The organism is Pantoea sp. NPDC088449 (assembly GCF_044753225.1).
GTDB lineage: Bacteria > Pseudomonadota > Gammaproteobacteria > Enterobacterales > Enterobacteriaceae > Pantoea > Pantoea floridensis.
In genome coordinates, this window is sequence record NZ_JBIVMT010000003.1 from 257,362 (window position 1) to 271,107 (window position 13,746).

Sequence of the window (13,746 nt, forward strand, 5' to 3'; positions counted from 1 at the left end):
ATTTGAAATGAATAAAACATTAGCCACTATTTTATTGTGCCTGGCTGCGGCTAAGGCGTCAGCCGTGCAGGTAACGCTAACTGATGTTGAGCGTGTGGAGAAAGGGAGAACTACCCTATGCATTTACACAGGGCATAACTTAACCCGTACTGTTGAAGTGCCAGCAAGTGAGAATTGCAAGGCAGCGAGGACTTTTGATACGAAGGAATAATTACCTTGGTGGAAATATTTCTTTTGAATTTATTGTAAAGAAACTCAAATCCTAATTTTTCTTCAACAAATACCCCTTCTTTATCCGTGAAATACCACTTAAATGGGCAAGAACAATCCCCCGATCAAAAAATAAAAAAAAAGTGCTGAGCGGTTGACACTAAATGCAAGCCTTACCGGGTGCGGATCAAGGAATTTTGCCACCCGGTAATGACGATTTTTTAGTGAAAATCAACTCTTGTTAAGAAGAGATTGCTGACTAGAATACTCATCATCTTGTAGCTCAACCTCCCACTACCCCCAATATATTGGGTTTTTCAGCATGCTTGCGCACACAGGTTGGCATGTATGAATTTAAATTGCATAGTCGGAGACACTTTAAAATCGATATTAATCAAGAGCGAAGTGGAGTTAACGCAAGCGAGAGGTATGAAGGTTAAACAGGAAAAACGCCAAGTATTTTCCCCTGTAAATTTAACCCCTATTTTTTTATACATGTGTTTTAAAGCGCTTTAAAGGCCCTATAAACGGTTGACGATGTCCAACTAGGTATACGTCAAAAGTTACCAGAAAAGCCCGGAGAATCGATCTGACGAACGCTGGGAGCAGAAAATGTACATAACCGGAAGATTAAAGATGTGCATTGTGAAATGACGTGGTAGCATTGGCATTCTGGTGATCATGAATGCCAGAAACGAAAAAGCAGCTATCAGGCAAAAAGGTTTCCAGGCCCGCCCGATAGCTGCTCATGCTCCAGTTCAGAGACTGAAGCGGCTCAACCAAATTTTCAGATCTGGTTAAGTCGTTGCGGAAGACTACGGCTAAATTACGTAGATTTCCAGAAGATTTTGGATTCTTGCAAATCTTACTTACATCTCTGTTCTAGGTTGATCCGTAGCAAAATGGAGAAAACTCTATGAATTCTAAAGATTTTAATCAGCGTAAAGTTACCGATGATTACGCACCTGAACAAGCCCGCATCAAGTTAGCTTCCTTCTTCGAAGGACATCCATCAGCTTTAGAAGCCGTTCAAGCGCTCAACCGCACACAAGCTTGTGTACTTGCAGCCTTATTGGACAGAAAATCGATTACCACATCAGGCTATACAATCCCGGCTGATTATGGTGTTAAGCGTGCCTCTGCTGTGATTCATGCATTAGAGAAGGAATACTCATTCCCGATCTCCAGTCGCCGCGTAGAAACTGAATCGGATGTTGGAAATCGAACAAAGCAATCACTGTTCTTTATTACTGATGAAGATCAGGAAAGGTTAAAAGCTGAACCGGAAGTAGTCTTTAAAGAACGTCATGACAGTGCCTGCCGCAAGAAGGAAAGTCAGGCTCAGAAAGACATTAAACGCTTGGTAAAAGAATACGGAGAAGAAGGTGTTCTAGAGCTTCTTAAAAGAGCTGCCAACGATGATGCAGGGCCTGATTCAAACGCTGGGTAAAATTAATCATAGCTGGGGCTGAAGCCCCAGCTTATTTAGGTATAAAAAAGACGATCCTAAATTTCACCTGAGCTCATGTAATTTTTTCCTTTCTCCCCTACCTATCCCCACTCATCAGAAATTACTCACCTAAAGCGTTGTGACGAGGTTATAGCCTATCGAACGTATAAACCCACTCTTCATCTACTCAGGTCTTGCATTCCTTTCCTTTACTAACTACTGTTTATTTATACAGCTTTTAAGTGGTGGTTTTATGGGCAACAAGAATGGTTTTGATCCTAGTGTAACAAGAGGCGTTCAAGTCTATTGGGAAAGAGCCGAACGGGTGACAGTAGTGCACTCAGGCGGCTTTCTGGACAGAGTTGATCAGGGTTCAGTAGTTCTCTTTGAAACTAAGCGTGAGGGTGAAGAACGGATGTTTTGTTTTGGTCGCACCACGAACACAGCTTATTGGTTCGTGATGCATCAGCCTGTGTCGATTTTTGAGGTAGGTAACTGGTTCAATCATCATCAGATGATGTTAGATGCACATAATGGTGATCTAGATGAGTTCTGCGACATACAAAGAGAGTTGCCCTTCTGAAGGCAATAGAAGCCATAAAGTCCCGTTGGTGGTACTAGCAACAAGCGGAGCGTAGCGACTTCATCAACTGTCCAGATTGATCACAACCTTATCAGGATAACCCTGTACCGTTAGGAGCGTGGCTGAGACGCTGGCAGAGCCTGCATTTCGTGTGCAGGTACGTTTACCACCATAGACCTGTTTTGGGGCTGAACAACGCTACACATCGGGACATCGGGCTTGAATGCGTGCGATCAAACTGTTTTGGGATATTTAGAGACGTGGGCAACGTCATAGCTGTTCAAGTTGAGAAACTGTACGTGTTTGAAGCTTGGAACGACACGCCGCTATGAGTTAGTATTCCCGAAGATCTACCACTACTAACTAAGCGGCAATTCTTGGTGAAAGACTTATTACATTTCTTACATGCAAGAGAGATAGAATTTTAATTCTAACTCACTGTTTTATAAGAAATTAAAGTGAATGGTGCGAAGGTCGGACTCAAAATCCCATGCAACAAACTGAATTATAACAAAATAAATTTATAAAAAACTTTAAGTGCCCCCTTATGTGCCCCCAGATTTTTTCAATCACTTTTTATCTACCTGATGACTATCCCCATATCAAAACGATGCCACCTTAAGGTCTATCCCATTTACCAAAAAAGTTTTGTTAAAAATACTTCACACTGTTCACCTGCGTTAACTTACCAATAAAAACAATGAGTTAGTGGAAAACAACCGTATGTAGATTGAACTTTAATGTGCACCAAGTAGTTAATATTAAAAAAATCACCTTTTTAGACATCTATACGCAATTGTTAATTATTAAACAGCCGATGCCTTAATTTTAAATCGCTTATAACGTTGATTTGTAAGTTGATATTTGGTTATGTTTAATAGATGTTCATGAAAACGCTGGCTATGTAATTTGCCAGAGTGTTTGAGAACACTTAACGATACAACCTGGCAATATCTTCGTCAGTGCGATTACCGTAAATTTCAATCTGTGATAGTGCAGCCTCGATTTGCTGAAACTCAGGCGTGGTCAGTTCAACCTCTAAAGTACCAAAGTTTTCCTTAAACCGTGCTTCGCTACGCATCCCTGGTATAGGCACAATAAAATCATTCTTATGCAGCATCCACGCCAGCGAAATCTGGGCTGCAGTGGCCTGTTTATGCCTGGCGAATTGGTTTAGCAAATCAAGTAACGGCTGATTGGCCTCAATATTTTCCTTGTGATACCGGGTAATGCCTTTGCGCACATCATCGCCAGTGAAATGGCTTTGTGCATTGTATTTACCGCTCAGGAATCCGCTGGCCAATGGAGAGAAAGGAACGAAGCCGATGTTTAGCTCAGCGCAAGCTGGAATAACATCCTTTTCGAACATTCTTTCCATGAGGGAATATTCACTTTGAATCGCGGTTAATGGCGTTACGGCATGCGCGCGACGTAACTCTTGCTCAGTGGCCTGCGATTGGCCCCAGCCACGAATCTTACCGGCCTTAATAAGCGTCCCCATACATTCTGCAACTTCCTCCACCGGAATGTCTTTATTCACCCGGTGCTGGTAATAGAGATCGATATAGTCGGTTTGTAACCGCTGCAATGAAGCATCAAGGTGTGCGGTGATAATGGACTTAAGCGACTTATCACAGTTATCAGAAATATGCAGTTTGGTCGCCAGGATGGCTTGCTGGCGAAGCGGTTTAAGTGCTTCACCGACAATCATTTCATTATCTCCTGCGCCATAAACTTCAGCAGTGTCAAAGAAATTGCAGCCCATTTCAAAGGCGCGGCGTATCAGTCGTATCGATTCTTCACGTTCAGGTGCAGGGCCATAGCCATGACTAAATCCCATACAGCCAAGACCGATTGCCGAAACGTTGAGTTCTCTCAGTTTTCTGGATTTCATTTTAATACCTCAATCAAATGATATAAGACGGATGCGCTTATTTCTCTTGTCGGGTCGGTCGGAACAATATCTCGTTAATGTCCACCTCTTCAGGCTGGCTAATAGCGAATGACACCATCCTGGCGAACGCGCTGGCTGGCAACGCGAAATCGGCGCTGGCTTTCAGGTTGTTCGCTATCTCTTTATCGCTAACGTGCGTCACTAATTCTGTCGCAGATGCGCCAGGCGAGATAATGGTAACTCGGATGTTATGCGGTGTGACTTCCTGACGCAGGCCTTCCGAAAAGGCGCGCACTGCATATTTGGTTGCCGAATAAACGGAAGAAGTGGGCATTACGCGATGCCCAGCAGTGGATGCAACGTTGATAAACTGGCCACTTTTACGTGATTGCATATACGGAAGTGCAGCGGCTACGCCATATAAAACACCCTTAAGGTTGATATCAACCATTTGCTCCCACTCTTCAACTTGAAGCTTTTCAACCAGCGAAAGTGGCATAACACCGGCGTTATTGATCATCACATCGATATGCCCAAACGTTTTAACCGTGATATCGACAAGATTTGTCACGTCGTGGCGCTTAGCGACATCCGTTGTCACGGCAATAGCATGCGCTCCTGATTCAATCAGTTCTTTTGCCAGGGCATTGATACGATCGGCACGACGAGCGGCCAATACGATTTTTGCCCCCTGGCTTGCAAGAAGGCGAGCTGTTGCTTCACCGAGGCCACTGCTGGCACCGGTAATGACAATGACTTTTCCCGTAATGTTGTTCTGCATAACGACTCCTAAAGAAGAATTAATGGATCTGTTGTGGGCGAATCCGGTTCATTATCGCTAACGCTGCAATTATCAAAGTGACTGAACTGCCGATGACTGCACCGTATGGACCTGCGTGATCGATGAGTACGCCGCCAAGCCCTGCACCTAAAGTGATAGCAAATTGAATCGCGGCGACCTGCAATCCGCCGCCACTTTCGGCCTCATCGGAAACGGTACGCGTCACCCATGTCGACCAGGCAACGGGTACTGCACCGAACAAGAATCCCCATAGCACCACTAAAACTGAAACGCCGGTCGTAGACTGCTCGACATAGATCAGCGCTATTGCCAGCAGGGCCATGACCAAGGGAACCAGTGCGAGCGTTAAACGGAGGCTGTAACGCAGCATATGTCCCGCTAATGAGGTTCCGAGAATATTCGCTACGCCAAAGCAAAACAGCAGTGTTGATATGCCATTGACGCCGAAGCCTATGGCATGCTCAAGATAAGGACGTAAGTAGGTGAAGAAGGCAAAGTGCCCACCAAAGACCAGCGCCATCCCGAGAATACCCGCCCCAAATTGCGGTCTTTTCAACAAGCCGAACAGCGTCGCCAAAGTTGACTGACTGTTAGGTTTCATCTCAGGCAACACACGCCACTGCCATAGGATGCCGATCAGTCCCAGCATCGCCGTTACACCGAATACACCTCGCCAGCCAATCAAACCACCTAACCAGGTTCCTAATGGTGCTGCAATAGCCATGGCAATCGAAACACCGCCAAAAATAATGGAAAGCGCGCGCGGGATTTTGGTTGCTGGAACCAACCGCATTGCAATAGCAGCAGCCATCGACCAAAAGCCACCGAGCGAAATACCTAGTAGCACTCGCCCCGCAATCAGCATGCTGTAGCGAGTTGAAAGACTGACCAGCACATTTGAGGCAATAAAAAACAGGCTAAACATCATCAGCACATGGCGACGATCGAGTCGACGCGTAGCGGCCGCAATGAAAAGGCTGGCGATGGTTCCTACAACTGAAGTTGCTGTGACGGCCTGGCCTGCCAGACCTTCTGTAACGTTCAGGGCGGAAGCGATTGGTGTCAGAAGGCTAATAGGCAGTAATTCCGCCGTGACAAGACATATAACGCTAAATGAAAGTGAAAATATCGCGCTCCATTGCGCTTTGACTGAGGCTTCACGAGTTTCTTCAATGACTGAGGTTTGGCTCATAAATAACATCTCTGGTGATTTCAACAACGAGAAACGATGCAGAAAGAATTGAAAATCAGAACTGAGTTTAGAGAATGCGCAGTTATCTCAGAAGTGGCATACTTTGATTACTAGCATGAGGAAAATTCATAATGACTACGATTAATTACAATGGGTTGTCGGTATTCATCGTTGTCGCACGCGAAAAAAGTTTTACTAAAGCGGCGGCAGAATTAGGTATTTCTCAGTCTGCTGTAAGCCACAGTATTAACGCTTTAGAAGAAAATTTGGGCATGCGTCTGCTTACTCGAACGACGCGTGGGGCAGCTCCTACCGAAGCTGGGGAAAGGCTACTTTCTAATCTTGCACCCTATTATTCAGGCATTAAGGCTGAACTTGCTGCGTTGACTGAGCTGCGCGAAAAACCTTCAGGTACCATCCGCATTAGCGCACATGACCATGCGGCCACCACAATTTTGTGGCCCAAACTGGCACCGCTTTTGCGGGAATACCCCGATGTTAATATTGAGATAAATATTGAGTATGGACTGATCAATATTGTGACCGAGCGCTTTGATGCGGGAGTCAGGAACGGAAGCCAAATTGCCAATGATATGATTGCCATGCGAATTTCGCCTGATTACAGAATGCTAGTTGTTGGCTCTCCTGATTATTTCAACCGCCATCCTACCCCGAAAACGCCCCATGAGTTGATATCACATAATTGTGCCAATCTTAGACTTGCTACTCATGGTGGTTTGTACGCATGGGAGTTCGAGCATGAGGGTAAGAGTCTGAACGTTCAGGTCTCCGGCCAAATGATTTTCAATACTTCTTCACAGATGCTAACCGCTGCGGTCGAGGGATATGGATTAGCATTTGCCCCAGAAGATATTCTTCAGCCTTACATTAAATCCGGTCAGCTCACTACCGTGCTTGAAGAGTGGTGCCCCTATGTTCCTGGTTATCATCTTTATTATCCTAGCCGCCGACACGCTTTACCCGCTTTTCAACTGGTTCTTGAGGCATTGCGAATGCCAGCCAGCTAACATATTCAGGTTGGAAGTTTTACACCGGTTAACTCTTCACAGCGTGCAAGAAACCGCGTCTGTATTGCCGGGTTTAACGCATCCGGATTTGTTTTCTGCTGCTGCATATGATGAAAATGGTGCCCACTGACGCTAGAGAAATTCGCAGTCATCATGATTCTCCTTCAAATTAAGGAAGATCATTCAGTGTTGCTCTTGATAGTCATATCTGCCCATTTTTCATGCTTACGACCCAACCAAATACTCAGGATTAACCACAGGCAACTTACCGGTACCGCAACCACAGCAATACCGCTCAAACTCAAGCCAGCAGCAATGAACCCCGCGTAGGTCCAGCTTGCTAATTGATCGCCCGCACGATAGACAAAGGTATCAATGAAGTTTTTAGTTTTGTAACGGTCTTCCCGTGTCATAGAGGTAAATAGTATCTCCCGCGCCGGTCTGGCCAATGAAAAATTGCTGACTCGTCTTACGACCTGAACTGCAACAAATATGGCGATGGTGGGATAGCCAATTAATACTGCAAATCCTAACGTAGTAATCAATGGTAAAGCGCATAACGTAAAAGCAACACCTAACCAGCCCAATACTCTGCCTGTTAGTAAAAGTTGAAAGAGCAGAGTGAATACATTCACCCAGAAATCGATGTTGGCAAAAAATGCAGTTTGGCTGTTACGGTCGTTAAAAACAGACTCAGCAATACTGGCCTGATGAAAATAGAGGATGGTTGATGTTGTCGAATAAAAGAAGATAAATAAAGCGATGGAGAACAGATAGGGTGAGCGAAAGGTATGCGTCATACCGGTGAATATCCCGCCACCAATCGGTTTCTCATCATCAGATACAGTGCCCGTTTTTTTCCGCTCACCATGATGTACATTTGCCAGACGTTGTGAAGCGAAAATCGAACATTCAATCAAAATCATCGCGATAAACAACAGACCATTTTGTCCTATTCCTGCAACAAGGGTGGAAGTCAGTGATGAACCCGCTATTCCGCCCATTGTTGCGCCTGCAGTGAGAAAACCGAAGAGCCTTTTTCCCTGCTCGGAATTGAAGATATCGACAATAAAAGACCAAAACACCGAGACCACGAAAAGATTAAATACGGATACCCAGATAAAAAACACCCGTCCAATCCAGACATTTTGAGCATTTGATGAGAATTGTAAAGCCACAAGAAAAACTAACAAGTTGAATGAGAAAAAACGGTAAGTCAGTTTTATAAAATGTTCGCGACTACAACGCTTAACTAAATATGAAAATATAGGGTTCACCAACAACATAGCTAGTAGTGTACCGGTGAACAGCCATGGCAGGTTTCTAACTCCGCCAGCTACACCTAGCTCATCTCTTATTGGCCGTAGTATATAATAGGAAAGGAAAAGTGAAAAAATATAAAACCAAGCCCAAAGCAAAAGCTTTACCTCCATTTTATTTACATGGCTAATGTTCATCATTTTTAAAAAGGGGTTGATAGGCGAAAAATTACTTCTTCTATTTTCGTATAGTATTTTCATATTTTTCCCGGGAAAATGGCCTATCCTTAACGGGATAAACCCATCACGCCCAACAGTTGTTATTCAAATTACGCATCGCCTATTGAATTTTCAATGATGCTTTATTGCATACTGACATGAGAAAAGCTCATAAATTTATCATTAAAAAATTGATAAACGTAAAATGTTAGCAATGTTATAATTGCACTCGTTGTCTTTTTATGTCATTAAATGTAAAGAAACCCATTTTAAGATTAATGAAAATTCCTCATGGTAGTATTTAGTTTTTCACCATAGTGTCACTCTTTAAGTTGCTATATTCTTAATTTATCACTTCGTGATTAAAATCATTTCAGGCAGATTCATGCCTCTCATTATTCACACTCAATGTGAAATGAAGGGATAGCGACGGAGATAATATGAAAACCATAAAGAATACATTCAAATTACCTATATTAATTGTGGGTTCTTTAGCAATTTCATCCTTATGCTATGCCGCAACTTCCGTTACTACGTCTCCTGATTCAGTTCAAACACTGAGTGAACGAGACGCTAACTTATCTTCAGTGCAATGGTCCCCTAATGAGCTTAGCCAAATAATAAAAGCTGATGATCTTCACATCGCACCCTTTCGCGAAGATGGAAAAACATATGGCACGCCAACATGGATTTGGTGTGTTGAGGTAGATGGCAACCTGTATGTTCGGGCATACAATGGGCAGCGTTCAAGTTGGTATCAGGCCGCCTTACGAGAAAAAGCAGGAAAAATTGTTGCTGCAGGCATGACTAAAGAAGTCAGATTTGAACCGGTGCAAGGTGATATTAATACTCAGATCGACAACGCCTATAAGCAAAAGTATCAAGGTAGTGCCTATCTGAATCATATGATAACTGGCGGCTCAAGAAATGCCACTATCAAAATAGTTTCACTAAAAACAAATAGCTCAAGTTGATGCATTGGATATGTAATGTAGTTATTCCCTCAGACTTACCTTTTTAATCAATTGAATGATGATTTTTCAAACTTTGAAATGCTTTTAATTTATAAATTTTATTATCAGGAGATAATTATGTCCCGAATAACCTCTGCGTCATTTTTTTTAACACTCGCTGCCAGCTTCTCAACATTAGCGGATAATAGTGATATTTCTCATGCGATTTCTGCCAAGCCAGCGAAAGAGAACGTCATTATCAGTAAAAATGGCAGCCGCCCATGGGTCACCGGTGCAGAGTCGAATTTTACCGGTACAGTGCGTGTTGAGCCTCTTTTTACTCAGCCAAAATCTCCCGTAAGAACCACCGTTGGACATGTCAATTTTGAGCCCGGTGCCCGCAGCGCCTGGCACACTCATCCCTTAGGACAGACCTTGGTGATCACATCAGGATCGGGCTGGACGCAGGAATGGGGAGGAGAGAGGAAAACAGTACATGCCGGAGATATCATCCATTGCCCACCGGGCGTGAAGCACTGGCATGGCGCGACAGCATCTACCGGCATGTCACATCTGGCGATTCAGGAAGGCACGCCGGAGGGCAAAAATGTTGAATGGATGGAAAAGGTATCAGATCAGCAATATAACAATGAATCATAAGGATTGATCTATGCGAACTCGCGCTATAACTGTGTTTTCATTAGCCATCATGCTGAGTGGATGTGTTCAGTCAACAGCAAAAAAACCATCTATTCCGTTATCTCCTTCACTAACCGATTTGGGACAGTCATCACCCGCCTTAGAGAATTACACACAGAAGTATGTGGATAATGATTTATGGAAACGGCCGCAGCTTAGTCCCCGCGATCGCAGTATTGTCACTATTGCAGCACTCATCGCGCGCAATGACCAGGTAGAACTGCCTTACCATATCAACCTCGCGTTAAACAACGGGGTTAAACCAGGTGAAATTTCAGAGATTATTGCTCATCTAGCCTTTTATAGTGGCTGGCCAAGTGCCACATCCGCCGCGCAAATCACGCGCAGCGTGTTCGCCCAGCGCGGTATAACGCGAGCACAATTGCCGCAAGCCGATGTTACGTTACAGCCGGTTGATCAAAAAGTTGAACAAGCGAGATCGACCCAGGTTGCTAATAGCTTTAATAGCGTTTCTTCTGGAACCGTTGAATTTACCGAGAAAGCGGTATTTGGTGATTTGTGGCGACGTCCCGATCTGGCTCCCAGAGATCGCAGTATGGTCACCGTCAGTGCTTTGATTGCCAGTGGCCAGGTTGAGCAAATTGGCTACCATCTCAATCGAGCTATGAATAATGGTCTGACACAAAGCCAGGCATCGGAAATGTTGACACAACTGGCGTTCTACGCCGGTTGGCCAAAAGTATTCTCTGCACTGCCTGTAGTAAAAAAAGTTTTTGAATCACGCAGAAGTTAGACTCATTGCTGCAGGCTTTCTCATTCTTGAAAGCCTGCCAATCAATCTCGATAGCGAAGCGCATCTATAACCAGTGAGAAAGCTTTAGAAGAGCCGCGTCGATTAGGATAGTAAATGTGCAACCCTTCCCAATAGGGCGTCCACTCCTCCATAACACTCATCAACTCTCCAGATTTTAAATAAGGTGCAGCCAGTTCCTCGGGTACATGGCCTAAGCCAAAACCCGCTACAGCTGCTTTTACTATCTGGAATATGCTATGAAAGACAATCTGTCCTTCAACACGTGCTGTCACCTCACGGCCATCTTTCTCAAATTCCCATACGTAGAAGCCACCATGTACAGGTAATCGCAAATTAATACATTGATGTTTCAGTAGATCCTGAGGAGAGGTTGGCAACGTTTTTCCTGAGAAATAGTCCGGTGAACCAACGACTAAAAAACGCATGTCAGGACCAATTCTTGCCGAAATCATGCCGCTTGCCAGTTGGCCCCCCAGACGTACACCGGCATCGTAGCGTTTCTCGACGATGTCAGTAAGGCCATAATCGTTAACGAACTCAATATTGATATCAGGATAGGTACGCATTAAGGGTGACAGCTTTGGCCAGAGGATTGTTTCAATGGCGAAGTCGGTAGCTGAAATACGTATCGTTCCTGCCGGGTGTTCTTTTTTGTCATGTAAGGCAGCCAATTCGCTGTAAATATCATCAAACTTAGGCGCAAGGCTAGCCAGTAATTGTTCACCAATTTCAGTGGGTGAAACGCTGCGCGTGGTCCGTGTCAGCAATCGAACACCCATTTTAGTTTCAAGTGAACGCATAGTATGGCTGAGTGCAGACTGAGATACGCCCAACTGTGCCGCAGCTCGGGTAAAACTCTGCTCTCGCGCGACGGTGACAAATGCCACTAAATCATTGAGGTTATCTCGTGCCATTTCATTTGCTCCTTAAAGATTGAGGCTGATTTAACTATATATTTCTAAAAGTGTCTATGAATCTGCAGCTCACTTAATTTTCGATTAATGATGATTCCTCATAACTCTATTCATGATGTTCACCTAATCAAAAAACGCTAACCACGCTATGTTAATTAAGCCTTTATTGATGTTTTTAGTCGGTATTTACCCTCCGCTGTAGCGGAGGGGTTTTAATATTTATCACATTGAAGAGGAGTTTTTATGCCGTGGTCCAGCAAAGAACTTAACGATATTGTTGATGCGGATGACCTTCATATTTCCCCCTTGCGCGCTGATGGTAAAACTATGGGCACGCCAACATGGATCTGGTGCGTGGAGGTTGAAGGCGCTTTGTATGTCCGTGCTTATAACGGCGTAAATTCGCGGTGGTATCAATCTGCGTTGGAGCAAAAAGCGGGACAAATTGTAGCTGCGGGTGACACCCGAGATGTCATCTTCGAAACTGTTCGCGGTGATATTATCGATAAGATTGATGATGCTTATCGAAAAAAATATAAATATAGTCAATATCTTAGTTCAATGATAAGTCATCGCACGCGGGAAGCGACCATTCTCATAAAGCCGGCGCTCAAGTGACGGCACGACGTTTTCTTGAATAGGGGAAAATAGATGAGAGGAATGCTTGCTGCTTTAACATTGTCTGCAATGGCTTCACTGGCTTCAATAGCAGAGGCCGCAGCGGGAGATCGAATTGATGAACGTCTCCAAACAGTCCGTCAGCAAGACTGGAACGTTGAAGTTGTTAACGATGAACTTAATTATCCCTGGGATATGGAAGCCGCAGGGGATCAGCTCGTCATTACTGAAGCGGCCGGGAACATCGTCATAATGCATCAAGGTCAGCTTCAGCGCTATGCCATTACAACGTCAGATCCGATTGTTAATGAGGGTGGCGGTGGGCTGATGGGAATGGCGCTGGCGAAAGATTTTTCTCAAAGCGGTAATGCGTGGCTATACCACACCTACCGCAGTAGCTCGGGGCTAACCAACAAAATCATTCAGGCACATTTTGACGGAAAGCAGTGGCAGGAAACGAAAGTCATTCTTTCGGGTATTCCAGGCCATCGCCTCTATAACGGCGGTCGCATTGCCATTGGGCCAGATGGTTATCTCTATGCCACAACGGGCTGGACTGAGAACGAAGACCACCCACAAGATATACAAAGTCTGGCGGGGAAAGTGTTACGTATGACACTTGATGGCAAGGTACCGCGGGATAACCCCATTGCCGGTTCACTTGTTTACAGCTGGGGGCATCGTAATCCTCAGGGATTAGCGTGGAATAAACGTGGAGAGCTGTTTGCCACAGAGCATGGCCAGATCGCACATGATGAAGTTAACATCATTAAACCCAGCTCAAATTACGGCTGGCCGGTCATCCAGGGGGATGAAAAACGTGCTGGCATGGTAGCTGCCTGGCTCAATTCAGGCTCGCAAACATGGGCACCTTCAGGTACAACCTTTGCGGGCGAAAACCTTTTAGTCGCGGCTCTGGGCGCAAAAGGCTTGTATGTGTTTGATGACAAGCAGAAGAAACTTAGGCAAGTTTTTAGCTCAGGAGAACGCCTACGTGATGTTTATGCAACCCCTAACGCGATCTATGTGATTACTACCAATCGTTCACCCCGTTCGGAAGGCCCGTCTGCAGACAGATTACTGAAGCTAACGCTCAAAAAAACATGACTGCAACGCGAAGATAATTCGCAGTAATGAGAATTCTTCATGA

13 protein-coding genes are annotated in these 13,746 nt (G+C 44.7%); 8 read left to right on the forward strand and 5 right to left on the reverse strand.

The genetic code is table 11. The features are described from left to right. The first annotated feature begins 1,126 nt into the window (after positions 1–1,126). Entirely contained in the window at positions 1,127–1,660 is a 534-nt protein-coding gene (locus ACIP6T_RS15680) for a hypothetical protein (protein ID WP_345827338.1), read from the forward strand. Positions 1,661–1,913: 253 nt separating this feature from the next. Beyond that, positions 1,914–2,243, forward strand: coding sequence for a hypothetical protein (locus tag ACIP6T_RS15685; RefSeq protein WP_345827339.1), 330 nt, complete (start codon positions 1,914–1,916; stop codon positions 2,241–2,243). A 931-nt stretch (positions 2,244–3,174) separates the two neighbouring features. Here ACIP6T_RS15685 and ACIP6T_RS15690 read toward each other — a convergent pair. The 3 genes from ACIP6T_RS15690 to ACIP6T_RS15700 are packed head-to-tail and all read right to left on the reverse strand — an operon-like array spanning position 3,175 to position 6,131. After that, the gene (locus tag ACIP6T_RS15690) at positions 3,175–4,137 is read right to left on the reverse strand and encodes an aldo/keto reductase (protein ID WP_400458046.1); all 963 of its coding nucleotides are present in this window, start codon (positions 4,135–4,137) and stop codon (positions 3,175–3,177) included. Between the two features lie 37 nt (positions 4,138–4,174). After that, entirely contained in the window at positions 4,175–4,918 is a 744-nt protein-coding gene (locus ACIP6T_RS15695) for an SDR family oxidoreductase (protein WP_400458047.1), read from the reverse strand. A gap of 19 nt (positions 4,919–4,937) precedes the next feature. Next, positions 4,938–6,131: an MFS transporter gene (locus ACIP6T_RS15700; protein WP_400458048.1), complete on the reverse strand. Its 1,194-nt coding sequence runs from the start codon at positions 6,129–6,131 to the stop codon at positions 4,938–4,940. A gap of 131 nt (positions 6,132–6,262) precedes the next feature. Here ACIP6T_RS15700 and ACIP6T_RS15705 point away from each other — a divergent pair, with 131 nt between their 5' ends. Further along, the gene (locus ACIP6T_RS15705; protein ID WP_400458049.1) at positions 6,263–7,159 is read left to right on the forward strand and encodes a LysR family transcriptional regulator; all 897 of its coding nucleotides are present in this window, start codon (positions 6,263–6,265) and stop codon (positions 7,157–7,159) included. A 179-nt stretch (positions 7,160–7,338) separates the two neighbouring features. Here the strand turns inward: ACIP6T_RS15705 and ACIP6T_RS15710 are convergent, their stop codons facing one another. After that, complete coding sequence (locus ACIP6T_RS15710) at positions 7,339–8,679, reverse strand: NTP/NDP exchange transporter (RefSeq protein WP_400458050.1); 1,341 nt, start codon at positions 8,677–8,679, stop codon at positions 7,339–7,341. Positions 8,680–9,077: 398 nt separating this feature from the next. Between ACIP6T_RS15710 and ACIP6T_RS15715 the strand changes: the two genes are divergently transcribed. From ACIP6T_RS15715 to ACIP6T_RS15725, 3 genes are all read left to right on the forward strand, one after another. After that, positions 9,078–9,611, forward strand: coding sequence for a DUF2255 family protein (locus ACIP6T_RS15715; protein WP_400458051.1), 534 nt, complete (start codon positions 9,078–9,080; stop codon positions 9,609–9,611). Positions 9,612–9,728: 117 nt separating this feature from the next. Continuing rightward, on the forward strand, positions 9,729–10,250 hold the full coding sequence (locus ACIP6T_RS15720) for a cupin domain-containing protein (RefSeq protein WP_400458052.1): 522 nt from the start codon (positions 9,729–9,731) through the stop codon (positions 10,248–10,250). 10 nt (positions 10,251–10,260) lie between these two features. Beyond that, the gene (locus ACIP6T_RS15725) at positions 10,261–11,043 is read left to right on the forward strand and encodes a carboxymuconolactone decarboxylase family protein (protein WP_400458053.1); all 783 of its coding nucleotides are present in this window, start codon (positions 10,261–10,263) and stop codon (positions 11,041–11,043) included. A 41-nt stretch (positions 11,044–11,084) separates the two neighbouring features. Here ACIP6T_RS15725 and ACIP6T_RS15730 read toward each other — a convergent pair whose 3' ends face one another. Then, entirely contained in the window at positions 11,085–11,978 is an 894-nt protein-coding gene (locus tag ACIP6T_RS15730) for a LysR family transcriptional regulator (RefSeq protein WP_400458054.1), read from the reverse strand. Positions 11,979–12,221: 243 nt separating this feature from the next. On the opposite strand from ACIP6T_RS15730, the gene ACIP6T_RS15735 reads away from it, so the two are divergent. Together ACIP6T_RS15735 and ACIP6T_RS15740 are read left to right on the forward strand one after the other, a co-directional pair. Then, entirely contained in the window at positions 12,222–12,596 is a 375-nt protein-coding gene (locus ACIP6T_RS15735; protein ID WP_400458056.1) for a DUF2255 family protein, read from the forward strand. A 33-nt stretch (positions 12,597–12,629) separates the two neighbouring features. Further along, complete coding sequence (locus tag ACIP6T_RS15740; protein WP_400458057.1) at positions 12,630–13,703, forward strand: PQQ-dependent sugar dehydrogenase; 1,074 nt, start codon at positions 12,630–12,632, stop codon at positions 13,701–13,703. Positions 13,704–13,746: the final 43 nt, after the last annotated feature.